The sequence below is a fragment of the Micromonospora sp. D93 genome, assembly GCF_018070365.1.
Classification (GTDB): domain Bacteria; phylum Actinomycetota; class Actinomycetes; order Mycobacteriales; family Micromonosporaceae; genus Micromonospora; species Micromonospora ureilytica.
In genome coordinates this window covers 14,378-40,811 of the sequence record NZ_JAGPXW010000038.1, presented here as the reverse complement: position 1 = coordinate 40,811, position 26,434 = coordinate 14,378, and the positions used below count along the sequence as shown (strand labels likewise).

The following is a 26,434-nucleotide window of genomic DNA, read 5'->3' as shown; positions in this document are numbered from 1 at the left end:
GTCGCTCAGGTGCCGGGGCGCCGGCCGATCAGCACGACCCGGGTGCCGACCTTTCCGAGCTCCCACATCCGGACGGCGTCGGCGTGCAGGAGGTTGACGCACCCGTGCGAGCCGATCGACTTCTCGTGCAGGTAGGTGGTGGTCTCGTGGAAGCCCATCCCCTGGGTGAAGTGCTGCCAGTACGGCAGCCACACCTCGTACGGGTTGGACCACTCCTTGGGGTTGCGGTAGTTGACGGCGTACGTGCCGGCCGGGGTGCGGTAGCCGGACATGCCGGTGCGGGTCACCGTCGGCGCCATGATCACCTTGCCGCCGCGGAGCGCCCAGACGGTCTGCCGGGTCAGGTCCACGCAGAACGTGGTGCCGGTGCCGGCCTTGCAGCGGGTCGTGTCGGTGGTGACGAGGCGCTGGGCCACGTCGAGGGTGGTCGGTCCGGCGCGACCCTCGACGGGGCGGATGCCGTACCTCTTCTGGAACTTCTTGATCGCGGCGCAGTCGGCGGCGGACTGCCGACCGTCCACGGTCACCGCCCCGAACCCGCCCAACCGGGCCAGGTGGGTCTCCACCGCGCGCTGGTGCTGCCCCTGGGGGCAGCCGGCGACTGTCGGCGTACCGGTGCCGGGGGTCGTCGTGGGTGCTGCCGTGCGGGTCGGCTTCGGCGTGGGTTTCCGGGAGGGTTTCGGGGTGGGCACGGCCGGCGTGGGCCGGCCGTGCTGGTCCGGCCCGGACGTGTCGCTCGCCCCCGTTGCCTGTTCCGCCGCACCGGCTGGGGCGGCTCCCCCGCCACCACTCCCGCCGGACTGCGGATCGAACGCGCACGCACCCGCGCCGACCAGCACGACCACCACAAGGGTGACCAGCCGGGAAGTAATCCGGACATGCTCCATGGCACCTCCCCAGACAGTCGTCCCTTTACTAGACGTTCGTGAGTGCCGTCACGGTTGCGGCCGGTGAGCATCTTTCTTCCGTCGTCCCGCATCGTGCAACACTGGATGGTCGGCCAGCGGCGGGTATGCGACCCGTCCCGGCCGGACGGCCAACCGAGGAGAGGACGCTGGCGTGAGCGGTGGACCACTGATCGTGCAGTCGGACAAGACCCTGCTGCTGGAGATCGACCACCCCGACGCGCAGGCCTGCCGGATGGCGATCGCGCCGTTCGCGGAGCTGGAACGCTCGCCGGAGCACGTGCACACCTACCGCCTGACCCCGCTGGGTCTGTGGAACGCCCGCGCCGCGGGGCACGACGCCGAGGGTGTCGTGGACTCGCTGCTCAAGTACTCCCGCTACCCGGTGCCGCACGCGCTGCTGGTGGACGTGGCCGACACGATGGACCGGTACGGCCGACTTCAGCTCGCCAACGACCCGGCGTACGGGCTGGTGCTGCGCGCACTGGACCGGCTGGTGCTGATCGAGGTGGCCAAGAGCAAGAAGCTCGCCGGGATGCTCGGCGACAAGATCGACGACGACACCATCCGGGTGCACCCGTCCGAGCGCGGCCGGCTCAAGCAGGCGCTGCTCAAGCTGGGCTGGCCGGCGGAGGACCTGGCCGGTTACGTCGACGGTGAGGCGCACCCGATCGAGCTGGCCGAGGCCGGCAAGGACGGGCGCAAGCCGTGGACGCTGCGCTCGTACCAGCGGGAGGCCGTCGAGGCGTTCTGGGCCGGCGGGTCGGGGGTGGTGGTGCTGCCCTGCGGCGCCGGCAAGACCCTGGTCGGCGCGGCGGCGATGGCCGAGGCGAAGGCGACCACCCTGATCCTGGTCACCAACACTGTCGCCGGCCGGCAGTGGAAGCGGGAGCTGATCGCCCGCACGTCGCTGACCGAGGAGGAGATCGGCGAGTACTCCGGCGAGCGCAAGGAGATCCGCCCGGTCACCATCGCCACGTACCAGGTGCTCACCTCGCGGCGCGGCGGCACGTTCACACACCTGGACCTCTTCGGGGCCCGCGACTGGGGCCTGGTCGTCTACGACGAGGTGCACCTGCTGCCCGCGCCGATCTTCCGGTTCACCGCGGACCTCCAGGCCCGCCGCCGGCTGGGCCTCACTGCGACTCTGGTACGCGAGGACGGCCGCGAGGGTGACGTGTTCAGCCTCATCGGCCCGAAGCGGTACGACGCGCCGTGGAAGGACATCGAGTCGCAGGGCTGGATCGCCCCGGCGGAGTGCACCGAGGTCCGGGTGACCCTGACCGACGCGGAGCGGATGTCGTACGCGACTGCGGAGGCCGAGGAGCGCTACCGGATGGCGGCCACCGCCCGCACCAAGCTGCCGGTGGTCAAGGCGCTTGTCGACCGGCACCCGGACGACCAGGTGCTGGTGATCGGCGCGTACATCGATCAGCTGCACCAGCTCGGCGAATACCTGGACGCGCCGATCATCCAGGGCTCGACCACCAACAAGGAGCGGGAGCGGCTCTTCGACGCGTTCCGCACCGGAGAGATCCGCACCCTGGTGATCTCGAAGGTCGGCAACTTCTCCATCGACCTGCCCGAGGCGGCGGTCGCGATCCAGGTGTCGGGGACGTTCGGGTCGCGGCAGGAGGAGGCGCAGCGGTTGGGGCGGGTGCTCCGGCCGAAGGCCGACGGCCGGCAGGCGCACTTCTACACTGTGGTGTCCCGGGACACGATCGACACCGAGTACGCGGCACACCGACAGCGCTTCCTCGCCGAGCAGGGGTACGCGTACACGATCATCGACGCCGACGACGTCCTCGGCCCGTCGCTGCCGTCCCTCGACTGACCCGCGCGCCGCTCGATCGACTCCATATCGGCGATGTCGCAGCGCCCACGGCATTTCGACGCCGCGCCGTCGCCGATATGGAGTCGACCTGCACTCAGGCCGAGTTGACCAGGAAGTGGTAGCTCGTCGTGTCGGTCCACACGCCGTCAGCTGTGCGTCCGCGCACCCTCATGGTCTGGAAGCTTGTCGCGATCGGCGCGTAGCTCGCGGTGGCGACTCCGGCAGCATTCGCCGCGACCAGCACCGCCGGCCCGTCGTCGACCGTGTACTCGAATTCGACGACGCCCGGAGAGCCCTGGGTGAAGGTGAAGTCACCCGGCACGCCGACGCCGCCGCCCCACTCATTGGCCGGGTAGGTCACCGAGGACACGAGCGGCGCCGTGCCGACCAGGAACGGGTAGTCCGTCTGTGGCGTGTATTCCCCCGCCTCGGTTCGGCCCCGCACCGAGAAGACGTTCGCCCCGTTGCGATCCATCGTCAGCATGATGTCGGTGCCCAGCGAGTTGGGGGTCTTCGGCACGCTCTGCCAGGTGCCGCCATTGAGCTGGTACTCGAAGGTCGTCACCTCGCCGATCTCCGTGTAGACCGAGAACCTGCCGATCGCACCGATCCCGCCGATGGCCGTGTACTCGTCGTAGCCGCTGTGCACGTTCACGCGCGGATCGCGTACCCGGAACTCGTACCGCCGCTGCGCGCTGGCCGTGCCGTCCGCCGCCCGGCTGGTCACTGTCAACACGGTGCTCCCAGGATGCGGCGGCGTGATCTCGATCGTGGCCCGACCGTCGGGCCCGGCGGCCACGACCTGCTCTTCGCCGTTGTAGTCCACCAGGTAGCGGTACTCCACCACGTCGGAGCGGCCCGGGTTGAAGGTGAACTGGCCCGGCTGGCCCGGCTGGCCGGCGGAGCCGCTCTCGGGGTAAACACTCGACGTCACCACAGGTGCGTCACTGACCTCGAACGTGTAGGCCCGCGTCGGCGAGAAGGACCCGTCCAGGAAGCGCGTCCACACCGCCAGCGTGTTGCTGCCGGAGCGATCCGGGGCGAGGGTCAACCGAGCCTCGTTGTCGACCTGGTCGAGGACCTGCTCGGGCCCGTCGTTGTACCGATAGACGAAGACGTCCACGTTCGGCATCGCGGTGCTGATGTGGAACTCACCGGGGATACCCACGCCGCCCCAGGCGCCGTACTCGTAATAGGTCTGCGAGTAGACGCTCGGCTTCGTGTCGATGACGTTGAACTCGTACTGGACGATTTCCGAGACGGTGCCGTCGGCGCTGATGCTGCGCACCATGAACGTGTGCCAGCCCGGGTCGGCCGGCGTCCAGTTCAGCGCCGCGGTGCCGTCCGCTGCCGCGTCGATGCGTTGCATCTCGCCGTAGAGCAACCCGTACTCGTACGCCACCACCCCGACCCGGCCGGGTCGGAAGGTGAAGCTGCCCGGACGACCCACGACACCGTTGTGGTCGGGGAAGGCGAAGTCGGCCGACTCCACGAGCGGGGTGTCGCGGACTAACACCTCCCCGGTGTACGCGCCGACGAACTCGGTGCCGACGTAACTGCGCACCTCAAGCCGGATGGAACCAGCCTGCGGGAACGTCACAGGGACTTCGGTGGTGCCGTCGTTGCTCGCCGGGACCCTGGTCTCGTCGCCACCACCGATCGTGTAGCCGAACTCGGTGACCCCCTCGACGTTTGTCGAGATCGCCAGTTGACTCGCCAGGCCGACACCACCGACCGTCACCTGCACCTGCGGTGCGGTGGATCGCACGGCGAACTGGTAGTCGGTCACCTCGGAGGAGTTCGACGCGCTGTCCACACTGCGCACGCTCAGGGTCTCGTTGTAGGAGGTGGGCGTGTATTCGAGCGTGACGTTCGCGCCGGGTGCGGGAGCGGCAAGGTAGCTGTACGTCTCGCCGTAGCGTCCCCAGTAGTAGCCGACCACGTCCGACGACCCGTTCGCCGTGAAGACGAACGTGCCCGGCACCCCGGAGCCGCCATGGGGTTGGCCGTCGTCCGGGTATTTCGTCGAGGTCACCACGGGCGGGGCCGGTCGCTGCCCGTCCACCTTCACGTAGCAGGGCTGAGCCCACTTCGAGTAGTCCTGACCGTCAAAGGCGCGAGCGGTCCACGCCACAACTGTCCCGTGCGGGTACTGCGACATCTCCCAGGGGACCTTGGCGAGGGTGCTCCCGTAACTGGAGCCGGGCTGCTCGGACCGCTGGTCCTCGTGGCCGACCGGCCAGGCGGCGAACTGCGCGTTGAGGTACGCGTCACTGCTGTCCGCATCCGCGCCCCGGAGCATGAAGGTGTAGCTGCGCGGGCCGACCGGTTGTGGGTTCTTCTTGGTGCCGCAGGACCAGGATGGCCATTCGAGCCCGAGCTGTTCGACAGTCGGGGCGTGGTTGACATCACTGCGGATCACTGGGTACGGATGGAGCTTGCGGCCGTGCGAGAGCTTGCCCTCGTCGCCGTGCGGCACGGAGATCTCGACGGTCAGGGTCTGCTTGTCCTGATCGGCCAGCCTCTGCAGGGCCGGCCTGATGTCCCAGACCAGATAGCCGGGACAGGTGGCCGAGCCACCGGCCAGGATGGTGCCGATGAGTTCGCGCCGGCGCGGCTCCGACTCCCAACTCGTGGTCGTCTTGATCGGATCGGTCCGCCAGAGCTGGATCGGCTGAGCCGCCGCGCAGTCGGCAGCCGATCGCTCGCCGATGATCAGATCGGCCCGGTGGACAATTGCCTTGCGAAAGCGCGAGACGTCGAAGGTGAAGTAGGACCGCGACCTGTGCTTGTTGCCCCGCGCATCTGCCCAGGCGCCGATCGGCGCGTCTCCGGCAGGGTTGACGAACGACTTTTTCGGTAGATATGAATCTGTGTAGGCCCAACCGGACTTCCGCAGGTCCAACTGTTCATCGGCCTGTGCCGGACTGGCGGTGACGGTGACCAGGCTCGCTCCGAGCATGATCCCCATTGCTGCGGCCAGCATTCTTCGTACGCGCTCGACCATTGTGTCCCCCCGGACGAGAATGGCGCGCCTCGCCATCCCATTCGCGAGAGTATCGATACGCGCCAAGCGTTCACGTCCCGAAATCCCGCTCTGTCGCCGACCGGACGGTAAACGCTGATCGACTCGACTTCCCGCAAGTCGGGCCGTCCGGGGCACTTCGATGCCACGGTTTGGCGAATTCCGAGTCGATCAGCCGTCGGGCGCGAGCACCCGCTCAGCGCCGTCGGGACTCGGCGACGAAGACCCCTCGACCTGGACGACCCACCAGCACACCGTCGCCACGCAGTCTCGCCACCGCCCGGCTGATCGTGGACTGGGAGACGTCGTATTCATCTGCCAGCACCCGCCCGGACGGGAGTTGCGACCCAGGCGGATACGTCCCATCCTTGATCTTCTTTAGGAGGTCGTCGAGCAGCTCGTCCATTGTGGGCGGGATAGGCACGTGGAGCCCCTTGCAGTCGGTTGGCTCGCCCAGTATTGATCAGCCGCTTCGACGCAGGCAACGTATGTAGCGCGAGTGACATAGGTGGGTAGATAACTCGGAGACGTTGTTGACATAGGTGACTCAGTATCGGTAGCGTCGCTCTCGGTGATGCGGTGCCGCTGCGGTCGGTTGGCGCTTCTCGTACTGGTCACGCATCGCTGTTCAGGGCCCCACCCGCCGCGCTCCCCCGCGCGGACCCGCTGCCGTACCCCCGAACGGCCGCAGGTGGGCGGTCTCCGCCGAGCGCAACCGGCGGAGGCCGCCCCTCCACGTCGATCCCATCCGACGAAGGGCAACCACCGTGCGCAACCAGACCCGTCGGCCTGCGAGCCGACGCGACGAGCCACCTCCGACAACAGGGTGGGAAGAGTCGCCGCAGCCCTGGCAGATCTTCGAACGGCGCCGCTACCGATGACCGACCGCTGGGTGATCCACCTGCCGATCACCGCGCCTGACCTGCTGCGCGCCCGGATCTTCGCGCGTACCGCCGCTCGGGTGCTGGTCCGGCTCAGCGCGCGGGTCGAGCCGGGCGGGGTGACCGTCTCGGCGGAGGACCAGCAGGGCGTACGACATTGGGTCTTCTGTGATCGGCCACTGCCCGGCGGTGCGCGGTGCGCCCTACCGGTCGACCACCTCGCGCCGTGCGGGCGACGACCGGGTCAGCCCTGATCGGCAACGCTCACGGGGAGAAGCGGTCCACCAGGACCGAGAGCCGGTGGTCGTGGCCGGCGCGTCGGAGTCGGCCGCTGCGCATCAGCGTGACCAGCCCGTGCAGGCCGGCCCAGAAGGTTTCGGTGACCGTCTCCAGGTCGTCGTCCCCAACGACCGGGCGCACTGTCTCGGACAGTTCGGCGAAGCCTCGGGCCAGGTCCGTCGGGACGTCCTGAGTGGCGAACGGCAGGTCCACGGCGAGGGTGAACATCGCGTCGTAGATCGCGGGCCGCTGCTGGGCGAACGCGACGTACGCGGCTGCCACGTCGGCGACCGCCTGCCGGGGACTGGCGGCCGAGGCTCGGGCCGTGGCCACGGCGTTGGCCAACTCGGCGAAGCCCTCGACGGCTACCGCCGCCATGATGGCGTCCTTGCCCTTGAAGTGGCTGTAGAGGACGGGCTGGCTGTACTCGATTTCGGCGGCGAGCCGCCGGGTGGTTACCGCGTCCCAGCCTTCTGCCAACGCCAGGTCCCGTGCCGCGCTGATGATCGCCTGCTCCCGCTCAGCCCGCTCACGCTGCCGGCGCGCCTGTGTCGACATGACAGGATCCTAGCACCGCTAGCGATCCTGGCGATGCTCTGCTAGCGTCGCTCTCACATCTAGCGCCGCTAGGAATTGGAGCAGACTCATGCTGGCACCCCTCGCCTACGGCCTCGCCGTCGTACTCAGTCTTTTCGTTGCCTTTATCGGTCTGCGGTTCCTGCTGGTGCCCCAGGCCGCAGCTGCGGGGTACGGCGTTCCGGCCCGGCCGGACGGCGATCCCGCCTACCTGACGGTCAAGGGCCTGAAGGACCTCACCTTCGGGCTGCTCGGCCTCACCCTGATCGCCTTCACCACCGCCGACGCGGTCGCGTGGTTCATGCTGGTCGTCGCGCTCGTCCCGCTGGGCGACACCGTCATCGTGCTGCGGAACGGTGGAACGAAGGCCGTCGCCTTCGGCATCCACTTCGCCACCGCCGTAGTGGTCCTCCTCGACGCCGCCCTGCTGTTCGCCCTGTGACCAGCGCGGGTCACGACGTGGGGGGTGGGCAGCGGTCGGGGAGGGTGACCTCGCCGGGGCGGTGGTCGAACGTCTGCATCGTGAACCACTCGTCCAGCTCCGGGTCGAAGAGGTTCTGTAGGCCGAACTGCAACACCTGCCACCAGCGGCTCGGGTCCCGCTGGTCGACGTAGATGTCGCCGAGCGCGAGCGGGAACCGGAAGAACTCCCCCGGCACTGTCGAACCGCCGACGACGCCGACCCGCCAGTGGTCGACGTGCCGGTCCTGGTCACCCTGCAGGATCTCCGGACCCACGTAGCGGGAGGTCTTCAGCTTGTCGTTGAAGATCTGGCGGTTGAAGAACCCGGGGATCTTGCTGCACGCGCGGGGCGGGAACAGCGGGATGTTCGGCCACCTGTAGGTGAGCGTGTAGAGCGTGTTCTCGTAGATCAGGTTCGTGAACCAGATCGGGTGGTCCGGGCCGCCGGCGGTCATCTGACTGTTGCCGTTCCGGCCCTGCCAGCTGAACGGCACGTCGATGCCGAGGTCACGCACGATGTACCGGCCGGTGCCCTGGAAGTCGGCGGGGAGCAGCGGTGGGCGCGGCTCGCGCGGGTCGGGGACGGTGGGGCCGTCGGCCTGGGCCGCGCGGGGCAGCGGTGCCGCCGCCGGACCGGGCGCGACCACCCCGAGGGCGAGCAGGCCGCCGGCCACCGCCGCAACCACAGTCCGATGTGTACGCCGCAACGCCATCTGCCCTCCGCCGGTGCCCAAAAGTGGCCGGTGCCCGACCGCGCGTGTCTTCGGCGAAGCGTAGGAGCAGGAGAAACGTGAGAGCAGGCGGAACGAATGGCCTCCACCGGACGGGTGACGAGACGGCCTCAGAGGACCCGGGTCACCCGCTCGGCGGCGACGACCGCGTCCCGTCGCGACGGGTCGAGGTTGGCGCTGATGACCACGGAAGCGCCGGCCGAGAGCGGCGCGAGCAACCACTTCAGCGGCTGCTCGGTCTCGGCGGCGTCGACCAACAGGCGGTCACCGGCACGCAGCTCCAGCATCCCGGCGAACTCCTGGGCGAGCGCACCCCACTGGCCATAGGTGGTGCCGTCCGCGGTGGCCGGGTCCGACGGGTGGATGGCGGTGTGGTCGGGCGCGGCGTCGCCGTGCCGAAGCACCTCGACGGACCAGTCCAACCAGCCCAACGGCACGTCGTCCAACTGCCCCGGCCCGGTGCCGACGAGATAGCGGTGCGGCGCGTCCGGCACGTCCTCCAGCCAGTCATCCTGCCGCTCCGGCGTCACGAAGACCGCGTCGAACGGCCGGTCGCCGCCGGGTTCGAGCACCGCCAGGCCCGCTGTGGCGCGCGGTCGGAACGACACCGCCAGGCCGGAGGCCCAGGCGCCCAACAACACCGCGGCGGTACGCCAGTGCGGAGGCAGCAGGACCGCTACGCGGCTGCCGGGGCCGAGCCCGCAGCCGTCCCGCAGCAGGCTCGCGCTGCGGGCGGCCCACGAGCCGACCTGCTGTGCGGTCAGGTCGACGCGCTCGCCGGTCGCCTCGTCGCGGTAGCTGAGCAGCGGAAGCTCGACCTCGACGGGTCGGGCCGCCAGGTCGGCAGTGACGGTTGGCTGCATCTCCACGCTCCCCGGGGGTCGACGTCGGCACCACAGTACTCAACGACTTTGGTCACCCCGGTCGCCGACCGATGGCCGTATCGGGTGACCGGGTGGCCCGCGCACGGTACAGATGACCCCCGAGACGCCGTCGAGGAGCGCCCATGCCGATTGGACCCGACCCCGTCGCCGCCGCGCGTCTGCCACTGCGCCGGCGGCTCCTGCCGGTGATCGCATTGCTGCTGCTCGCGCCCTGGGCGGCGGAGTGCTCGTGGGGTGGCTTCGCCATTGACGACTTCCTCCCGGTGCTGATCTTCCTGGGGCCGATGTACGGCGGTGCGGCGATCCTCATCCGGGAGACCGCCCGGCACCTCGGCGCGGGTTGGCCGACGATCGTGCTGCTCGCTGCCGCGTTCGGCGTCCTCCAGGCCGGGCTGGTCGACCAGTCGCTGTTCAACCCCGACTTCCTCGACGACACCCAGTACGCCGACACCCGGGCCGCCGCCGAGGCGACGCTGGTGCCGGGGCTCGAATTCAGCCTCCGGCAGGCCTTCGACTACGTGGGCAACCACATCGTGCTGACCATCTGCGCGCCGATCGTGCTCATCGAGTCGTTCCTCGGGGCGGACCGCCGGCACCGGCCGTGGCTGGGCCGACCCGGTCTCCTTGTCGTCGGTCTGATCTACCTGCTCGGCAGCCTGTTCATCTTCTCCGACATCAACGGTGACGAGGGCTTCCTGGCCAGCCCGCTTCAACTGTCCTTCGCCACGGTGCTGGTCCTCGTACTCGTCGGAACGGCGCTGCTGCCCCGCTGGCGCCGCGCCCGCCCGCGCCGGGCCCGCCGGGTGCCGCATCCGCTCTGGGTGGGTCTGCCGGTCGTCCTGGTCCGCCTCGGCTCCGACCTGACGCCCGGTTGGGCGGGGATGGCGATCGCGCTGGCGCTGGCGGCCGCCGCCGGAGGGTTGATCGTGTACTGGTCGTCCCGCAACGGTTGGGGGCCGCGGCACGTGCTCGTGGCCGGCACGGCGGGCCTGATCATGGCCTCCGCGTTCGCGTACCTGGTGCCGCCGTACTCCCCGGCGAGCCCGGCGGCGGCCCTGGCCGGCGACGTCGCGGTCACCGTCGTCACGGTCACCCTGGTCGTGGGTGCCTGGTGGCGGCTGCGCCGTGCTTCGCCGACCGTTCATGTCGACGCAAGCTGACGCTCCCCGACAACTGTCAGCCTCCGTGCGGGTACGACCTAACGGAGGAAGTCCTTGACACTCAGAAGAGCATTCACCGCGCTCACCGCAGCCGGTGTCGCCGCCGCCAGCCTGACCGGGGCCACCCCCGCGTCGGCCGGCGCGCACCACCACCCTTCGCTCGTCTTCGACCGGGTCGCCACGTACCCGGTGTTCCAGAACCGTCCGGCCGGCGAGGATCCGACGACCGCGACGGTCGCCGAGATCTCCGCGGTCAGCGAGGACGGTCGCACCCTGATCCACACCGACGCGCTGGCCCGGCGTATCGGCTTCCTGGACATCTCCCGTGCCGACCGGCCGCGCGGCCTCGGCACCATCTCTCTGGCCCAGCTCGGCAACACCGAGGACGAGCCGACCTCGGTCGCCGTGGTCGGCAGGTACGTGCTGGTGGTGGTGAACACCAGCGCCAGCTACACAGCGCCGTCCGGCCGACTCGACGTGATCGAGCTGGCCAGTCGGAAGCGGGTGGCCAGCTTCGACCTCGCCGGTCAGCCCGACTCGATCGCGATCAGCACTGACAAGCGGTACGCGGCGATCGCCATCGAGAACGAGCGCGACGAGGAGGCCACGCCGCCCGGCGGTGAGGAGGGCGACCTGCCCCAGGCGCCCGCCGGTTTCGTGCAGATCGTCGACCTGGCCGGGAAGGCACCTGCCGGTTGGCGACTGCGGCCGGTCGCGCTGACCGGGGCCGACGGCAGTGCGCTGCCCGCGCTGGCGCAGGCCGGCCTCGCCGCGCCGACCGACCCCGAGCCGGAGTACGTCTCGATCAACAGCCGCAACCAGTTGGCCGTGACGCTTCAGGAGAACAACGGCGTCGCCCTGATCGACCTGCCCACCGGCCGGATCACCAAGGTCTTCAGCGCCGGCACCGCCACGATCAGCGGCATCGACACCAAGAGGGACGGTGTCATCGACCTGACCGGCAGTATCACCGACGTACCGCGCGAGCCGGACGCGGTGGCCTGGGTCGACGACCGCTATCTCGCCACCGCCAACGAGGGCGACTGGCACGGCGGCACCCGTGGCTGGTCGGTCTTCGACAGCCGCAGCGGACGCGTCGCCTGGGACGCCGGCAACACCTTCGAGCGCCTCGCCGTCACGTACGGGCTGCACAACGAGGACCGGGCCGCCAAGAAGGGCACCGAGCCGGAGGGCGTGGCCGTCGCCGAGTACGACGGCGTCCGGTACGCCTTCGTCGGATCGGAGCGGAGCAACTTCGTCGCCGTCTACGACCTGGGCGACCCCATCCGGCCGGTCTTTCGGCAGGTCCTGCCGACCACCAACGGGCCGGAGGGGCTGCTTCCCATCCCGTCGCGCGGGCTGCTCGCGGTCTCCAGTGAGGAGGACGACGCTTCGGTGAACGTTCGGGCCTCGGTGTCGCTCTTCCAGCTCGGCAAGGGCACCCCGGCGTTCCCGAGCATCGTCTCCGGCACCGACCGGGCCGGCACCCCGACCGGTTGGGGCGCACTCGGCGCGCTGAGCGCGGTTCCGGGCAAGCGGGACCAGCTCTACAGCGTCACCGACGCGGCGTACGGCCAGACCCGCATCCTCACCATCGACGCGAAGCGGACCCCAGCCGTGATCACCGGCGCGCTGCCGGTACGGGACGCGGCCGGCGCTCCGGTCGGGTACGACGCGGAGGGCATCTTCGCCCGCTCCCAGGGCGGCTTCTGGCTCGCCGTGGAGGGCGCCAAGGGCGCGGAGAACAAGCTGGTCCGGCTCGACGCCGCCGGGGTGACCCGGCAGACCGTCGCGCTGCCCGCCGAGATCGCGGCCGGCCTCGGCAAGCAGGGCCTGGAGGGGGTCACCGCGATCACCGACCGGCAGGGCCGGGAGATCGTCTGGGTGGCCGTACAGCGGGAGTTGAGCACCGACCCGGCCGGCATCGTCCGGCTCGGCCGCTACGACGTCGCGGCGGGCACCTGGAGTTGGTTCGGGTACCGGTTGGGGACCACCACAGTGCCCGGCGACTGGATGGGCCTCTCCGAGATCACAGTGGTCGGTGACCGGCTCGCGGTCATCGAGCGGGACAAGCTGAACGGCCCGGCCGCCACTGTCAAGCGGATCTACACGGTGCCGCTGCCCGGTGCGGCGGCGACAGGTCCACTGACCGTGCTGCCGAAGAGGCTCGCCGCCGACGTGCTGCCCGCGCTGCGCGCCACCAACGGATGGACGCAGGAGAAGCTGGAGGGCCTGACCGTCGCCGGCAACGGCGAGGTGTACGCGATCACCGACAACGACGGGGTCAAGGACGCCACCGGCGAGACGGTGCTCCTGCGCCTCGGTTCCAGCCGCAAGGTCTTCGGCCACCGCTGAGCCGACAGCCGACGCGGCCCGGCGTCCACAAGCGTGGACGCCGGGCCGCACTCCCGTCAGCGGGTGGGCAGTTCCGGGCCGCCGTCGAGCAGGGGGGCGAGCAGGTCGTCGTACTCCTCGACCCGGGTCAGGACCTCGGCGGCGGTGAACTGGCGGACGGCCGGTTTCCGGCCGCGCGCGCCGGCCTCGACCTCGTCCCAGGTCAGCGGCGTCGACACCGACGGCACCGACTGGGCTCGCAGCGAGTACGGCGCCACTGTGGTCTTCGCCGCGTTGTTCTGACTCCAGTCGATGAAGACCTTGCCCGGCCGGAGGTTCTTCGCCATCTTCGACACGATCAGCTTGGGCTGGGCCTGCTCCAACTCCTGGGCGATCCGCCGGGCGTAGTCGGAGACGAGATCCGACGACTGGGTGCCGGCGATCGGGCAGCAGAGCTGCATGCCCTTCTTGCCGGAGGTCTTCGGGTACGACTCGATGCCGTCGTCGGCGAGGCGGTCGCGCATCAGGACCGCCACCGGGCAACACTCGGCGAGCCCGGCCGGCGGCCCCGGGTCCAGGTCGACGACCATCATGTCCGGGTCCTCGCCGACCTTCCACTGCGGTGTGTGCAGCTCCAGCGCGGCCAGGTTCGCCAGCCAGACCAGGGTGGGCAGGTCGTCGGCGACCACGTAGTCGATGGTTTCCCGGCCCTTCGTCGACCCGGGCGCGGGCAGATTCTCCACCCGCACCCAGTCCGGGGTCGCGGCCGGCTTGTTCTTCTCGAAGAACGACTTGTCGTCCACCCCGTTGGGGAAGCGGATCCGGGTGACCGGTCGGTCCCGCAGGTGCGGCAGCAGCACCGGGGAGATCCGGGTGTAGTAGTCGATCACCTCACCCTTTGTGAACCCGGCCGCCGGGTAGAGCACCTTGTCCAGGTTGGACAGCTCCAGCGCACGGCCCTCGACGTCCACCCGTAGCCGCTCAGTCGGCATCGTCGACCTCCTCCGGAGGCTTGTCCGGGCGCAGCCGCAGCACCCGGGGGAAGCGCAGCCGGCCGTCGGGGGTGCGCTGGCCGTACTTCACCTCCACCACCACCAGGGGTTCTACCCAGATGGCACCCCGCGCATCCTCGCGCGGCACACCCGGCGCGAACGGTGACACGCCGGAGCGCAGCGGCTCCAGCTCGGCCAGGAGCTGCCGCTCGATGGCCGCGCCGATCCCGCCGCCGACCCGACCCCGGTAGATCAACCGACCGTCCGGGCCGGGCACCCCGACCAGCAGCCCGCCGATCCGGCGCGCGCCCGGTCGCCAACCGCCGATGACGAAGTCGCCGGTCACCTCCAGCTTGACCTTCACCCAGTCGGGCGAGCGCACCCCCGGGCGGTAGACGGCCCCGACCCGCTTGGCCATCACACCCTCCAGGCCGTGCTCCCCGGCCGCCTCGTAGGTGGCCGGCCCGTCGGTGAACGTCGGCGGCACCGCCCACCGGAGGCCACCGAGCGCGAGCGCGTCCAGCGCCTCCCGGCGGCGCTCGTACGGCCAGCCGGTCAGGTCGTCGCCGTTCAACCGGAGCAGGTCGAAGATCATGTACGTCACCGGCATGACCGCTGCCAACCGGGCCGCCTTGTTCCGGTCCCGGACGTGCATCCGCTCGGCCAGCGCGGTGAACGACGGCTGCCCGCCCTGGCCGAGCAGCACCACCTCGCCGTCGAGCAGCGCGTCGTCCACCTGCTCGGGCAGGGTGGCCAGCTCCGGGTACGCGGCGGTGATCTCCACGCCGGAACGGGCATACAGGTGCTGGCCGCCGCCGGAGATGTCGGCCAGGGCGCGCACGCCGTCCCACTTGAACTCGTAGGCCCAGCCGTCACCCGCCGGGAGCGGCCCGGTCATCGCGAGCATCGGCTTGAGCGGCGCGCCGGGCACGACCCGACTGTAGTAGCAGCCCGAACACCTCGCGTCAGGTTCTTTCGGATGCGAGCATGGTCGATACCGGGGAAGGGAGCGCAGGATGCGTGCCATCTGGAAGGGAGCCGTGTCGTTCGGGCTCGTCTCGATCGGGGTGAAGCTCTACTCCGCCACCGAGGAGAAGGACATTCGGTTCCACCAGGTGCACCGCGAGGACGGCGGTCGGATCCGCTACAAGCGCACCTGCTCGGTCTGCGGCGAAGAGGTCACCTACGACGACATCGCCAAGGGCTACGACATCGGCGGTGGCGAGATGGTGATCCTCACCGACGAGGACTTCGCCGACCTGCCGCTGACCAGCTCCCGTGCCATCGACGTGCTGGAGTTCGTGCCGGCCGAGCAGGTCGACCCGATCCTCTACAACAAGGCGTACTTTCTCGAGCCGGAGGGCGCGGCGACCAAGCCGTACGTGCTGCTGCGCGACGCGCTGATCGACTCGGAGCGGGTCGCCATCGTCAAGGTGGCGCTGCGCCAGCGGGAGCAGCTGGCCACGCTGCGGGTCCGCGAGGGTGTGCTGCTGCTCAACACCATGCTCTGGCCGGACGAGATCCGTACCCCGGACTTCGGCTTCCTCGACGAGGATCTCAAGGTGCGCCCGCCGGAGCTGGCCATGGCCAGCTCACTTATCGACTCGATGACCGGCGAGTTCGAGCCGGACGTCTTCACCGACGACTACCGGGCCGCGTTGCAGGAGGTCATCGACGCCAAGGTGGAGGGTCGGGAGGTCGTCCAGCCGGAGGAGGTCGAGGAGGCCCCGGCCGCGGCGGTGGACCTGATGGCCGCGTTGAAGGCCTCGGTGGAGCGCGCCAAGGCGGCTCGCGGCGAGCAGCCCGCCCGCAGTAGTGGTGGTGGTGGCGGCGAGCCGACGCCCATCTCGTCGGCCCGGTCGGCACAGAAGGCGGCCGAGAAGAAGACGGCCAAGGCGCCCGCGAAGAAGACAGCCGCGAAGAAGACGGCCGAGAAGAAGACGGCCGAGCCGGCGAAGAAGACCGCCGCGAAGAAGACAGCCGCGAAGAAGGCGGAGCCGGCCAAGAAGACCGCCGCGCGCAAGACCGCACCCCGCAAGAGCGCCTGACGTACGGCAGCGGCGGCGGTGTCCGCCGGGCCGGGTACGCTCCGCCGGCCGCTGGCGACCGGAGGAGCCCCCATGCCGTACACCCCTGATCTGGACCGGTTACTGACGCCCGGCGCCCGCTTCACGGACGAGCACGGCGGATACGTGATCGAGGTTCACCCGGTGGGCGACATCGTGTTGCCGACTGGCCGCGTGGTCGGGTGTGACCCGCTGGTGTGCCCGGAGGCGGAGCCGTTCACGGTGACCGTGCCGCCGGGGCGGCATCCCGCCCGCGCCTGGGTGGCGGTGGTGCTCCGGGAGGACGCCGAGGTGGACCGACGGGTCGCCGCGCTGGAGCTGGTCGTCTCCACCGAGCCGACGATCCGTTGGGAGCCGGCCGTCGCGGGTGACCAGGACGTCGCCACGCTCGGCGCGGACGACTACTTCGGGTACGGGGTGGACGCCGGTGTCGGCACCTTCGCCGACCCGACCGCGCTCGCCGTCCTGGAGGGCTGGGACTCCGACCGGGTCGAGGAGGTGTTCATCCCGACCGAGCTGCCCTCGTCCCCGGTTCCGGGGCTGATCAGCGCCGTGTTGGACGAGGCCAGCGGCGCCAACGTCGTCACCGTGGCCACGGGTTGGGGCGACGGCTGCTACGGCACCTGGATCGGTCGTGCCGCCGATGGCCGGGTCACCTCGTTCGTGACCGACTTCATGGTCGTCCCGGAATAGGCGCCCGGGAAAGCCCCGGAACTGTCGCGCTGGGCGATCCGAGGCGTCCGCGGCCGGCACGGTAGGCCGCGGTGCGGGTACCGTGTGCGTCGGCTTTCCCCCCGGCACCGGGTGCCGGCCACACTTCGCAGCAGGGAGTCGACGACGTGAGCGAGCGGACGCAGCAGAAGGGCCCGGACCAGAGCCCGGCAACCAAGTCGGGGCGCCGCCTGGCCGCCCAGTTGGCGGAGAAGAAGGCCGCCGACGCGAGGCGCAAGCGCAACGCGTGGGCCAGCGGCCTCGCCGCCGTCGCCGTGGTCGGGGTGCTGATCGGCGTCTTCGTGACGATCGGCGGGGGCGACGACAAGCCCAAGACCCAGGCCGACTCGACCCCGTCCGCCTCCGCCCCGGCCCCCGACGAGGCCGGCGCGCCGCCCGCTCCGCAGCTGCCCGAGGGCGCCGACCCGGCGCTGGGCAGCAAGCCGACGGTGACGCCGGGCACGGGTGACCTCAAGAAGCTCACGGTCACCCCGCTGATCAAGGGCACCGGCCCGGCCGTGCAGAAGGGCCAGAACATCACCACCAACTACGTGGGGGTGTTCTACAAGGACGGCAAGGAGTTCGACTCCTCCTGGAAGGCCGGGCAGCCGGCGACCTTCCCGATCGGCGTCGGCCAGGTCATCCCCGGCTGGGACCAGGGCCTGGTCGGTGTGACAGTGGGCAGCCGGGTGCAGCTCGACATCCCGGGCGAGCTGGCGTACGGCAACGAAGCGGCCGCCGGCGACGGACGTCCGACCGGCCCGCTGCGCTTCGTGGTGGACGTGCTCGCCGCCCAGTGACCTGTCCGGGTCGTCCCGGTTGCCGCCGGGTCGCGATGGAGTTGTTCACATGGGGCTTCCGGCCCGTCACCCAGCGGCAGTAGGTTCGGCGTCACCCCGGGCGGTTCGCCGCCCGGGGTGAGCAGCATCCGGAACCGGGACGCGGAGGTGCATGTGACGGCGCTGGACGAGCCTGGGCGGACCGCCCGGTCGATGTGGGCGTACTTCGAGCCGGTGCACGCGGTCACCTACCTCCACCCCCGGGCCCGCGCCGCGTACGAGGCGGTCGGGCTGCGCGGCTACTGGCGTGGTTACTTCGCCGGCCGGGCCGCGCCGCTGGGAGCCACCGAGGCGGCCCCGGTGATCGCCGCCTTCTTCAACTTCGCGCCGCCGATGGTGGCCCGCGCGCTGCCTGCGGTGTGGCGGTTGGCCACCCCGCAGGAGGCGTTGCGCGCCCGCCTGACCGGTGCCGTGCAGGCGCTCGCCGAGCTGACCTACGAGCTACCCGAGTCGCATCTGGTGGAGGCCGCCGACCTGCTGGAGCGGGCCGCCTCGGCGGCGCAGACCGCCGGCCGGGTGCTCGCCGCGGTCAACGCGGCGCTCCCGGTCGGGGAGTACCCTCTCGCGCGGCTCTGGCAGGCCGCCACCACGCTGCGCGAACACCGGGGGGACGGGCACGTGGCGGCGCTGGTGGCCGCCGGGCTGGACCCGGTGGAGACGCTCACCGGGCGGGTCGCGCTCGACGGTTCGTCGCCGCAGTACCTGCTGGGTCGGGGCTGGTCCGAGGAGCAGTGGCACGCCGCCCGCGAACGGCTCACCCGGCGGGGCTGGTTGACCGGGGACGGCGCGGCCACCGACCAGGCCCGCACCGCGTTCCAGGCCGTCGAGGACGCCACCGACCGGGCCGCCGCACACCCGTGGCAGGCGCTCGGCTCCCAGGACACGGACCGGCTCCGGGAGCTGCTGGAGCCGATCGCCCGGGCCGGCCACACCCTGCTCCCCGAGGACAGCCCGCTCGGCCTGCCCGCGCTGCCCGGCTGACCGGACGCCCACCCGTCGGGCAGGATGGGCCCGTGACGGATGCGGTGGTATTCGACCTGGACGGCGTGATCGTGGATTCCGAGCCGGTGTGGGAGGAGGTCCGCCGGGCGTACGTGGCGGCGCACGGCGGGACGTGGCAGCCGGACACGCAACGCCGACTGATGGGGATGAGCACCGGCGAGTGGGCCCACTACCTCAGCGGAGAGCTGGGCGTCGGCCGCACCGCCGAGCAGGTCGCCGTCGAGGTGGTCGAGGAGATGACCCGACGCTACCGGGACCACGTACCCCTCATCGACGGTGCCGACCAGGTCGTACGCCGGCTGGCCGCGCGGTGGCCGCTCGGGTTGGCGAGTTCGTCGCCGACCCGGCTGATCGAGGCGGCGCTGGCGGCGACCGGTCTGACCGACGCGTTCGGCGCGACCCTCTCCACCGAGCAGACCGAGCGGGGCAAGCCCGCGCCGGACGTGTACCTGAGCGTGGCGCAGCGCCTCGGCGTCGACCCGACCCGCTGCGTGGCGGTGGAGGACTCGTCCAACGGGGTGCGCTCCGCCGCGGCGGCGGGGATGCGGGTGGTGGCGGTGCCGCACGGCTCGTACCCGCTCGATCCGGACGCCGCCGGGCTGGCCGTGGTGACGCTGAAGGCGATCGGTGAGCTGACCCCCGAGCTGGTGGACGAGCTGGGTTGACAGGGGTCGAGCGGGGTAGAGACCACGGATGAAGGCCATCGTGTACGAGCGCAACGGCGACCCTTCGGTGCTCGATCTGGTCGACCGGCCGGTTCCGGAGCCGGGTGCGGGCGAGGTCCTGGTGCGGATGGCGGTCTCCGGGGTCAACCCGACCGACTGGAAGTCCCGCCGCAACTCCCCGCCGGACGGGTGGCAGATTCCCGGGCAGGACGGCGCGGGGGTGGTCGAGGCGGTCGGCGAGGGGGTCGACCCCGACCTGATCGGTGAGCGGGTGTGGGTTTGGGAGTCGGCCTGGCAGCGACAGTGGGGCACGACGGCGGAGTACACGCTGGTGCCGGTCCGGCAGGCGGTACGCCTCGGCGACGCCGCGTTCGAGCTGGGCGCAGCCCTGGGTATCCCGTTCCTCACCGCGCACCGTTGTCTGACCGCTGGCGAGTTCATGCCGGACACGCTGCGGGCCGGCGCGTTGGCGGATCACACGGTGCTGGTGCAGGGCGGCGCGGGCGCGGTCGGCAACGCCGCGATCCAGCTCGCCCGCTGGGCCGACGCCACGGTGATCGCCACTGTGAGCAGCGCGGAGAAGGCGCAGCTCGCGGCGTCGGCCGGCGCCTCCTATGTGATCAACTATCGGGAGCAGGACGTGGTCGAGGAGGTCCACAAGATCGCCCCCGACGGGGTCCACACGATCGTGGAGGTCTCCCCCGCCCGCAACGCCTCGACCGACGTGCAGGTGCTGCGGCACGGTGGCGCGGTCTGCATGTACGCCGACAACGGCGGGGCCGAGGTGAGCATCCCGATTCGGGCGATGATGGCGCCGAACGCCCGCTGGCAGTTCGTGCTGGTCTACACGGAGCCGAAGGCAGCCAAGGCGCAGGGCGTGAAGGACGTGGCGGCGGCGGCCAGTCAGGGCGGCATCCGGGTGGGCGCGGACGCGGGCCTGCCGCTGCACTACTACCCCTTGGCCGAAGCGGCTGCGGCGCACCAGGCGGTGGAGGACTCGACGGTGGGCAAGGTGCTCATCACCCCCAACGACGCCTGATTTGGTCGCTGAGCACCTGTTTTCCCCATCAGCAGGACAGAAGCGAATAACTTTCGCAACAATGACTGTGTGCGGGTCACCCCGCGTGGAGCGGGCGGCCCCGGCGCGGTGCGAACGCCGGGGCCGCCCCTGGGGAGGGTTGTCCTTCCGCCCAATAGGCGACGGGGCTCAGGAGAACGTTACGGGGCGGTCAGCTCCCGGACAGTCAGCTCGCCCTCGGCGTACCGCGAACGAACGACCTTCTTGTCGAACTTGCCCACGCTCGTCTTCGGCACCGTGTCGATGAACGCCCAGCGCTCGGGCAGCTGCCAGCGCGCCACCGACCCGGCCAGGAAGTCCCGCAACTCCTCGGCGGTCACCGAAGCGCCCTCCCGGAGCACCACGGTGGCCAGCGGACGTTCGTCCCACCGCTCGTCCGGGACGCCCACCACGCACGCCTCCAGCACCGCCGGGTGGGCCATCAGCGCGTTCTCCAGCTCCACCGACGAAATCCACTCACCACCGGACTTGATCACGTCCTTGGCGCGGTCGGTCAGCGTGATGTACCCGTCCGGCGAGAGGGTGCCCACGTCGCCGGTGCGCAGCCAGCCGTCGCGGAACTTCTCCTCGTCCGGGGCCTCGTCACCGACGTACCTGGCGGTCACCCACGGCCCCCGGACCTCCAGCTCGCCCACGGCCTTGCCATCGGCGGGCATCGGGTCGCCCGACGGGCCGACGATCCGTGCCTGCACGCCCGCCGGCACCCGCCCCTGGGTGTAGCGGTAGCGCCACGCCTGCTCGCCTGTCGCACCGGCGGGCGGCCGCGAGACCGACCCCAGCGGGGACATCTCGGTCATCCCCCAGGCATGGATGACATCGATTCCGTGTCGCTCGTCGAACGCGTGCATCAGCGCCGGCGGGCACGCGGAGCCTCCGACGATCACCTCACCGAGCGAGGAGGTGTCCACGTCGTGGGTGTCCAGGTAGGCCAGCAGATCGGTCCAGATGGTCGGCACCGCGCCGGCCAGGGTGGGCCGCTCGGCGGCGATCATCTCGGCGATCGGCGCGGCCTGGAGGAACCGGTCCGGCATGATCAGCGACGCGCCGGAGAGGAAGGCCGCGTACGGCAGGCCCCACGACATGGCGTGGAACATCGGCACGATGGCCAACTCGCGGTCGGTCGGCCCGAGACCGAAACCCTCAGGCATGCAGACCTGCAACGAGTGCAGATAGATCGACCGGTGCGAGTAGGCCACACCCTTCGGGTTGCCCGTGGTGCCCGAGGTGTAGCAGAGCGCCGCGGCGTCCCGCTCGTCGACCTCGGGCCAGTCGTACGTGTCGGGCCGGTCGGCGAGCAACGCGTCCCAGTGGTGCACAGTGATCCGGTCGCCGGCGGCCGCCACCAGCGGCGCCGGGTCGCCCCCGCCGACCACCACGACGTGCCGCACAGTGGTCAGCTCACCGATCACGCGGACCAGCAGCGGGAGCAGCGTGCTGTCGACGAGCACCACCCGGTCCTCGGCGTGATTGGCGATGTAGACGACCTGGTCGGGGAAGAGCCGGATGTTCAGCGTGTGCAGCACCGCACCCATGCTCGGCACCGCGAAGTAGGCGACCAGGTGCTCGTTGTTGTTCCACATGAAGGTGGCGACCCGCTCGTCGCCGGTCACCCCACACTCGTCGCGCAGCGCGTGTGCCAGCCGGGCGGCGGCACGGCCCACCTCGGCGTACGTCATCCGGCGGGCTTCGGCGCCCGTCCAGGTGACCACCTCGGCGGTGCCGTGCACCAGTGCACCGTGGTCGAGGATCCGGGAGATCTGCAGGGGGGCGTCCATCATCGTGCTACGCATGGGTAACAAGCTAGTGTCGCCGGTCACACGTTGGGAACCCCCGTAAGTTGGCGCAGGTGAGCATCTCCTGGGCCGACTCGTACGTGGGGCAGTTACGCGCGCTCGCCGGGGACCGGACGCTGATGTTCGTCGGCGCCCGAGCCGTGGTGAGCGACGACGCCGGACGCGTTCTGCTGATCAAACGCTCGGACAACGGCCAGTGGGCCATGCCGGCCGGCGCGATGGAGCTGGGCGAGTCGATCGCCGACTGCGCGGTACGCGAGGTCCGTGAGGAGACCGGGCTGCGCGCGTTGCGGGTCTGCGCGTTCGCCCTCTACACCGGCCCGGACCGGACGAGCACCAACATGTACGGCCACACGTACCAGGTGTTCACGACGGCGTTCAAGGTGGAGGAGTGGGACGGGCAGTTGGCCCGGGTCACCGACGAGACCACCGACGCCGGCTTCTTCGCCCGCGACCGGTTCCCCGCCCCACTCTCCACCTCGGTCATCGAGACCCTGGCCGACCTGGACGTCTTCGACCAGACGAACCGGCTCATCCTCAAGTAGGTCGGCCGGGCCGCGTTACTGCGGGTAGCGGAGCCCGGCGAAGAACCCTTCCTGGATCCAGTTCGGGTACGCGACGGGCAGCTTGGTGGCCTCGTCCAGCTCGGTGAGATCCTCCGCGGTCAGCGTGAGGTCCGAGGCGGCGATGTTGTCGACCAACTGCTCGTGCTTGCGGGCACCGACGATCACGCTGGTCACGGCCGGCCGGGACAGCAGCCAGGCGACCGCCGCCCGGGCCGGGCTGACCTCGTGCCGCTCGGCCACGCCCTTGAGCACGTCGACCACCCCGAAGGCGTGCTCCGGGTCGAACGGCGTGAAGCTGGCGTAGCCGGGCTGGGCGCTGCGCGCGCCGCTGTCGGCGACGGCGCCGTCCCGGCTGACCTTGCCGGAGAGGAAACCACCGGCGAGCGGGCTCCAGACGGTCAGCCCGACACCCTCGTTGAGCGCCATCGGCACCACGTCGCGTTCCACGTCCCGACCCAGCAGGGAGTAGTACTCCTGCACCGAGACGAACCCGGCCAGCTTCTCCCGGGCGGAGATGCCCAGCGCCTTGGAGATCTGCCAGGCGGCGAAGTTGGCGGCGCCGATGTAGCGGACCTTGCCCTGCCGGACCGCGTCGTCGAGCGCGCGCAGCATCTCCTCCATGGGAGTGATGTGGTCGAAGTTGTGGATCTGGTACAGGTCGATGTGATCGGTGCCCAGCCGGCGCAGGCTGTCCTCCAGGTTCTGCATGATGTGCAGCCGGGAGGTGCCGACGTCGTTCGGGCCGGGGCCGGTCCGGGAGTGCACCTTCGTCGCCAGCACGACATCGCGACGCCGCTTGCCGAGCGCCTTGCCGAGAAGTTCCTCGCTCTCGCCGTCGCTGTAGCCGTCGGCGGTGTCGACGAAGTTGACGCCCGCGTCCAGCGCGGTGTCCACCAGCCGCTGCACCTCGGGCAGCGCCAGCGCACCGAGGGTGCCCCAGAGCGGGTGCCCGCTGCCGCCGAAGGTCATCGCGCCGAGCGAGATCTCCGAGACGTACACCCCGGTGTTGCCCAGCAGTCGGTACTTCACGTGTGTTGCTCCTCGTGGTGGGTCGGAGGCCGAGGTCAGGCGCTCCGTGGTCACTATGTCGGACACTGTGTCCGGCAACGAGCGTACGTCGCCCACCCGACCCCCGGCCACCTAGGATTCCGGCTATGCCCTCGATCACCCGCCGCCGCCCGCGCAACCCCGACGGACGTGCGGCAGTCGAAACGCGGGTGCTGGCTGCCACCGAACGGCTCCTGAAGGAGGGGATCCGCTTCACGGACCTCGGCGTGCAGCGGATCGCCGCCGAGGCCGGCGTGGCACGGTCGACCTTCTACACCCACTTCCGGGACAAGACCGAACTGCTCATGCGCCTCGCCGGCACCATGCGGGAGAGCTCGTTCGACCGCACCGGCGGCTGGGACCCGGGCGGACCCGGCGATCCACTCGCACGGCTGACCGAGGTCTTCGCCGACGTGATCCGGATATACCGGACGTACGCCCCGGTGCTGGCCGCGGTCAGCGAGGTCGCCGCGTACGACGAGGCGGTCCGGGAGTACTGGGCGGCCGGGCTGGAGAAGTTCGTGGCCCGGACCGTGGACGCGCTCCGGATCGAGCAACAGGCCGGGCGTACCCCCGCCGACCTGGACGTGACGGCGGCCAGCCGACTGATCGTGGTCGGCGGCGACCGTTTCCTGGCCGACCATGTCAGCACGACCTCGGCCGACCCCGACACCGACGCGGCGGCCGCCCGGGAGTTGGCCGCGACCTGGTGGTACGGCGTCTACCGCCGCCCCGCCTGACCACCGACGGCCCGACCGACACCGAGCGCCCCGGAGCCGTCCGGGGCGGTCGGGTCGAGACGCTCAGATCATCGTCTGGGACTTGGCCTCCATGTCGGCGGCCGCCTCCTCCTTGGATTCCCGGGTCAACGGCTTACCGCCCGGCGCCGGGGCCTCGCCGCCGAGCGGGTCGGCACCACCGGTGGCACCCTTCGGGCCGGCACCCCGCAGCTGCGTGTTGGGCAGCGCCAGGGTGACCACCACCGCCACGATCGCGATCAGACCGGCGGTCAGGAAGACCATGTCCAGCGCGTCGACGAAGGCGCCCTGGATGGCCGCGCGCACCGGCCCCGGCAGGGCCAGGATTGTCGCCGGATCGTTGATCGAGATGTTGGCGCCGCCACTCGCCGCCACCGCGGCCTGCTCCTGCGGCGGAAGCTGCGCGATCGCGCCGGGCAACCGGTCGGCGAGCCCGCCGGTCAGCCGGGACGAGAGCACCGTGCCGAGGATCGCCACCCCGAACGAACCGCCCAGCGACCGGAAGAAGGTCGCCGAGGAGGTGCCAGCACCCAGGTCGCGTACGGAGACCGCGTTCTGCACCGCCAGGATCAGCGACTGCATGCACAGACCCAGCCCGACGCCGATCACCACCATGAACCCGAACGCGACCCAGAGTGAGGTGGCCACCTCCAACTGGGTGAAGAGGAACATGCCGACCAGGAGGGTCGCCGAACCGGCCACCGGGAACCACTTGTAGCGGCCGATCCGGGTCATGGCGCGGCCGGTCAGGATCGAGGTGATGATGATGCCGGCCATCATCGGCAGCATCAGCAGACCACTGCGGGTGGGTGAGGCGCCCTTCACGATCTGCAGGTACAGCGGAATGAAGATGATCGAACCGAACATCACCAGACCGATGATGAGCAGGGCCGAGTTGGCCAGCGCGAAGGTGGCGCTGCGGAACAGGCGCAGCGGCAGGATCGGCTCGGCCACCCGGGCCTCCTGGAGGACGAAGAGCACCCCCAGCACCGCGCCGACCACGAAGAGCGTGATGATCACGCCGGAGCCCCAGGCGTACTCGTTGCCACCCCAGCTCAACGCGAGCAGCAGCGAACTCACCCCGGCCACCAGCAGACCGGCGCCGAGCCAGTCGATCGAGTGGTCCCGACGTTCGAACGGGATCAGCCGCATCACGTGGTAGCAGACGACGATCGCCAGGATCGCCAGCGGCACGTTGATGTAGAAGATCCACCGCCAGTCGGTCTCCGCGAAGTAACCGCCCACCAGCGGCCCGGCGACCGACGAGATCCCGAAGACCGCGCCGAACAGGCCCTGGTAGCGACCACGCTCCCGGGGTGACACCACGTCCGAGATGATGGTGAACGCGAGCGTCAGCAGACCACCGGCGCCGAGACCCTGGATACCTCGGGTGACGATCAACTGGGTCATGTTCTGCGACAGCCCGGCCAGCAGCGACCCGACCAGGAACGTGCCGATCGAGAAGAGGAAGACGGGTCGGCGGCCGTACAGGTCGGCCATCTTGCCGTAGAGCGGCGTCGACGCGGTCGAGGCGAGCAGGTACGCGGTGACCACCCACGAGTAGTGGTTGATTCCGCCCAGCTCGCCCACGATGGTCGGCAGCGCCGTGCCGACGATGGTCTGGTCGAGTGCGGCCAGCAGCATGCCGGTCATCAGGCCGAACATGAGCAGTCGGATCTGCTGACGGTTCAGCACCGGCGCGTCTGAGGCTTCGGTGGTCATGTGCCCTTCTATCCGCCGAGCAGCAGAACATGCGCCGAACCCCCAAAAAAACAACCTCCCACCGCCCCCCCTAGAGCGCGTTGATCATGAAGTTATTGCCGCCGCGCGCGGCGTGTCGTGGCAA

At 70.5% G+C, this 26,434-nt stretch carries 24 protein-coding genes; 13 read left to right on the top strand and 11 right to left on the bottom strand.

The genetic code is table 11. The features are described from left to right. Positions 1-5 precede the first annotated feature (5 nt). A complete protein-coding gene (locus tag KBX71_RS30015; protein ID WP_210821131.1) occupies positions 6-887 on the bottom strand; it encodes a L,D-transpeptidase family protein in 882 nt (293 codons plus the stop codon). Between the two features lie 172 nt (positions 888-1,059). Here KBX71_RS30015 and KBX71_RS30010 point away from each other — a divergent pair, with 172 nt between their 5' ends. Next, the gene (locus KBX71_RS30010) at positions 1,060-2,739 is read left to right on the top strand and encodes a DNA repair helicase XPB (protein WP_210821130.1); all 1,680 of its coding nucleotides are present in this window, start codon (positions 1,060-1,062) and stop codon (positions 2,737-2,739) included. Between the two features lie 94 nt (positions 2,740-2,833). Here KBX71_RS30010 and KBX71_RS30005 read toward each other — a convergent pair whose 3' ends face one another. Further along, positions 2,834-5,725: a hypothetical protein gene (locus KBX71_RS30005; protein ID WP_247684343.1), complete on the bottom strand. Its 2,892-nt coding sequence runs from the start codon at positions 5,723-5,725 to the stop codon at positions 2,834-2,836. Positions 5,726-5,960: 235 nt separating this feature from the next. Next, positions 5,961-6,170, bottom strand: coding sequence for a winged helix-turn-helix domain-containing protein (locus KBX71_RS30000; RefSeq protein WP_210821128.1), 210 nt, complete (start codon positions 6,168-6,170; stop codon positions 5,961-5,963). Positions 6,171-6,641: 471 nt separating this feature from the next. On the opposite strand from KBX71_RS30000, the gene KBX71_RS29995 reads away from it, so the two are divergent. After that, the gene (locus KBX71_RS29995; RefSeq protein WP_210821127.1) at positions 6,642-6,899 is read left to right on the top strand and encodes a hypothetical protein; all 258 of its coding nucleotides are present in this window, start codon (positions 6,642-6,644) and stop codon (positions 6,897-6,899) included. Positions 6,900-6,909: 10 nt separating this feature from the next. Here the strand turns inward: KBX71_RS29995 and KBX71_RS29990 are convergent, their stop codons facing one another. Continuing rightward, positions 6,910-7,482, bottom strand: a complete 573-nt coding sequence (locus tag KBX71_RS29990; RefSeq protein ID WP_210821126.1) for a TetR/AcrR family transcriptional regulator — start codon at positions 7,480-7,482, stop codon at positions 6,910-6,912. 88 nt (positions 7,483-7,570) lie between these two features. Here KBX71_RS29990 and KBX71_RS29985 point away from each other — a divergent pair, with 88 nt between their 5' ends. Continuing rightward, positions 7,571-7,942: a DUF4267 domain-containing protein gene (locus tag KBX71_RS29985; RefSeq protein ID WP_196928651.1), complete on the top strand. Its 372-nt coding sequence runs from the start codon at positions 7,571-7,573 to the stop codon at positions 7,940-7,942. A gap of 10 nt (positions 7,943-7,952) precedes the next feature. Here the strand turns inward: KBX71_RS29985 and KBX71_RS29980 are convergent, their stop codons facing one another. Both KBX71_RS29980 and KBX71_RS29975 read right to left on the bottom strand, forming a co-directional pair. Continuing rightward, positions 7,953-8,648, bottom strand: a complete 696-nt coding sequence (locus KBX71_RS29980; protein ID WP_210821125.1) for a hypothetical protein — start codon at positions 8,646-8,648, stop codon at positions 7,953-7,955. Between the two features lie 155 nt (positions 8,649-8,803). After that, positions 8,804-9,556 carry a TIGR03089 family protein gene (locus KBX71_RS29975; RefSeq protein ID WP_210821124.1) on the bottom strand — a complete coding sequence of 251 codons (753 nt, stop codon included), beginning with the start codon at positions 9,554-9,556 and terminating at the stop codon, positions 8,804-8,806. 143 nt (positions 9,557-9,699) lie between these two features. Between KBX71_RS29975 and KBX71_RS29970 the strand changes: the two genes are divergently transcribed. Continuing rightward, positions 9,700-10,737, top strand: coding sequence for a hypothetical protein (locus KBX71_RS29970; RefSeq protein ID WP_210821123.1), 1,038 nt, complete (start codon positions 9,700-9,702; stop codon positions 10,735-10,737). Positions 10,738-10,791: 54 nt separating this feature from the next. Further along, a complete protein-coding gene (locus KBX71_RS29965; RefSeq protein WP_210821122.1) occupies positions 10,792-13,092 on the top strand; it encodes an esterase-like activity of phytase family protein in 2,301 nt (766 codons plus the stop codon). A 56-nt stretch (positions 13,093-13,148) separates the two neighbouring features. Here the strand turns inward: KBX71_RS29965 and ligD (KBX71_RS29960) are convergent, their stop codons facing one another. Together ligD (KBX71_RS29960) and ligD (KBX71_RS29955) are read right to left on the bottom strand one after the other, a co-directional pair. Beyond that, positions 13,149-14,063 (bottom strand): non-homologous end-joining DNA ligase, encoded by a 915-nt coding sequence (gene ligD, locus KBX71_RS29960; protein ID WP_210821121.1) that lies wholly within the window; start codon positions 14,061-14,063, stop codon positions 13,149-13,151. Continuing rightward, positions 14,053-14,994: a non-homologous end-joining DNA ligase gene (gene ligD / locus KBX71_RS29955; protein WP_210821120.1), complete on the bottom strand. Its 942-nt coding sequence runs from the start codon at positions 14,992-14,994 to the stop codon at positions 14,053-14,055. The genes ligD (KBX71_RS29960) and ligD (KBX71_RS29955) overlap by 11 nt, the downstream gene beginning before the upstream one ends. A gap of 85 nt (positions 14,995-15,079) precedes the next feature. On the opposite strand from ligD (KBX71_RS29955), the gene KBX71_RS29950 reads away from it, so the two are divergent. The 6 genes from KBX71_RS29950 to KBX71_RS29925 all read left to right on the top strand — a co-directional run bounded on the left by KBX71_RS29950 (position 15,080) and on the right by KBX71_RS29925 (position 20,385). Further along, positions 15,080-16,111, top strand: a complete 1,032-nt coding sequence (locus KBX71_RS29950) for a Ku protein (RefSeq protein ID WP_210821119.1) — start codon at positions 15,080-15,082, stop codon at positions 16,109-16,111. A 72-nt stretch (positions 16,112-16,183) separates the two neighbouring features. Beyond that, positions 16,184-16,822, top strand: a complete 639-nt coding sequence (locus tag KBX71_RS29945) for a DUF4241 domain-containing protein (RefSeq protein WP_210821118.1) — start codon at positions 16,184-16,186, stop codon at positions 16,820-16,822. A gap of 146 nt (positions 16,823-16,968) precedes the next feature. Beyond that, complete coding sequence (locus KBX71_RS29940) at positions 16,969-17,640, top strand: FKBP-type peptidyl-prolyl cis-trans isomerase (protein WP_210821117.1); 672 nt, start codon at positions 16,969-16,971, stop codon at positions 17,638-17,640. Between the two features lie 192 nt (positions 17,641-17,832). Beyond that, complete coding sequence (locus KBX71_RS29935) at positions 17,833-18,660, top strand: hypothetical protein (RefSeq protein WP_210821148.1); 828 nt, start codon at positions 17,833-17,835, stop codon at positions 18,658-18,660. A 32-nt stretch (positions 18,661-18,692) separates the two neighbouring features. Then, positions 18,693-19,346, top strand: a complete 654-nt coding sequence (locus tag KBX71_RS29930; protein ID WP_210821116.1) for an HAD family phosphatase — start codon at positions 18,693-18,695, stop codon at positions 19,344-19,346. A 28-nt stretch (positions 19,347-19,374) separates the two neighbouring features. Beyond that, positions 19,375-20,385, top strand: coding sequence for an NADPH:quinone reductase (locus KBX71_RS29925; protein ID WP_210821115.1), 1,011 nt, complete (start codon positions 19,375-19,377; stop codon positions 20,383-20,385). A 179-nt stretch (positions 20,386-20,564) separates the two neighbouring features. Here the strand turns inward: KBX71_RS29925 and KBX71_RS29920 are convergent, their stop codons facing one another. Continuing rightward, complete coding sequence (locus KBX71_RS29920) at positions 20,565-22,199, bottom strand: fatty acid--CoA ligase (RefSeq protein ID WP_210821147.1); 1,635 nt, start codon at positions 22,197-22,199, stop codon at positions 20,565-20,567. 71 nt (positions 22,200-22,270) lie between these two features. On the opposite strand from KBX71_RS29920, the gene KBX71_RS29915 reads away from it, so the two are divergent. Then, positions 22,271-22,762, top strand: coding sequence for an NUDIX domain-containing protein (locus KBX71_RS29915; RefSeq protein WP_210821114.1), 492 nt, complete (start codon positions 22,271-22,273; stop codon positions 22,760-22,762). Between the two features lie 15 nt (positions 22,763-22,777). On the opposite strand, the gene KBX71_RS29910 is transcribed toward KBX71_RS29915, so the two are convergent. Beyond that, positions 22,778-23,812, bottom strand: coding sequence for an aldo/keto reductase (locus tag KBX71_RS29910; RefSeq protein ID WP_210821113.1), 1,035 nt, complete (start codon positions 23,810-23,812; stop codon positions 22,778-22,780). 125 nt (positions 23,813-23,937) lie between these two features. On the opposite strand from KBX71_RS29910, the gene KBX71_RS29905 reads away from it, so the two are divergent. After that, a complete protein-coding gene (locus tag KBX71_RS29905) occupies positions 23,938-24,570 on the top strand; it encodes a TetR/AcrR family transcriptional regulator (protein WP_210821112.1) in 633 nt (210 codons plus the stop codon). A gap of 63 nt (positions 24,571-24,633) precedes the next feature. Here the strand turns inward: KBX71_RS29905 and KBX71_RS29900 are convergent, their stop codons facing one another. Continuing rightward, a complete protein-coding gene (locus tag KBX71_RS29900; protein ID WP_210821111.1) occupies positions 24,634-26,310 on the bottom strand; it encodes an MDR family MFS transporter in 1,677 nt (558 codons plus the stop codon). Between the last annotated feature and the right edge of the window lie 124 nt (positions 26,311-26,434).

Coding starts and splice junctions, on each gene's coding strand:
- KBX71_RS29995 (WP_210821127.1), top strand. CDS start 6,642: ATGACCGACCGCTGGGTGATCCACCTGCCGATCACCGCGCCTGACCTG.
- ligD (WP_210821121.1), bottom strand. CDS start 14,063: ATGCCGACTGAGCGGCTACGGGTGGACGTCGAGGGCCGTGCGCTGGAG.
- KBX71_RS29905 (WP_210821112.1), top strand. CDS start 23,938: ATGCCCTCGATCACCCGCCGCCGCCCGCGCAACCCCGACGGACGTGCG.
- KBX71_RS29935 (WP_210821148.1), top strand. CDS start 17,833: ATGTGGGCGTACTTCGAGCCGGTGCACGCGGTCACCTACCTCCACCCC.
- KBX71_RS29900 (WP_210821111.1), bottom strand. CDS start 26,310: ATGACCACCGAAGCCTCAGACGCGCCGGTGCTGAACCGTCAGCAGATC.
- KBX71_RS29950 (WP_210821119.1), top strand. CDS start 15,080: ATGCGTGCCATCTGGAAGGGAGCCGTGTCGTTCGGGCTCGTCTCGATC.
- KBX71_RS30005 (WP_247684343.1), bottom strand. CDS start 5,725: ATGCTGGCCGCAGCAATGGGGATCATGCTCGGAGCGAGCCTGGTCACC.
- KBX71_RS29925 (WP_210821115.1), top strand. CDS start 19,375: ATGAAGGCCATCGTGTACGAGCGCAACGGCGACCCTTCGGTGCTCGAT.
- KBX71_RS30000 (WP_210821128.1), bottom strand. CDS start 6,170: ATGGACGAGCTGCTCGACGACCTCCTAAAGAAGATCAAGGATGGGACG.
- KBX71_RS29920 (WP_210821147.1), bottom strand. CDS start 22,199: ATGGACGCCCCCCTGCAGATCTCCCGGATCCTCGACCACGGTGCACTG.
- KBX71_RS29990 (WP_210821126.1), bottom strand. CDS start 7,482: ATGTCGACACAGGCGCGCCGGCAGCGTGAGCGGGCTGAGCGGGAGCAG.
- KBX71_RS29975 (WP_210821124.1), bottom strand. CDS start 9,556: ATGCAGCCAACCGTCACTGCCGACCTGGCGGCCCGACCCGTCGAGGTC.
- KBX71_RS30015 (WP_210821131.1), bottom strand. CDS start 887: ATGGAGCATGTCCGGATTACTTCCCGGCTGGTCACCCTTGTGGTGGTC.
- KBX71_RS29970 (WP_210821123.1), top strand. CDS start 9,700: ATGCCGATTGGACCCGACCCCGTCGCCGCCGCGCGTCTGCCACTGCGC.
- KBX71_RS29945 (WP_210821118.1), top strand. CDS start 16,184: ATGCCGTACACCCCTGATCTGGACCGGTTACTGACGCCCGGCGCCCGC.
- KBX71_RS29985 (WP_196928651.1), top strand. CDS start 7,571: ATGCTGGCACCCCTCGCCTACGGCCTCGCCGTCGTACTCAGTCTTTTC.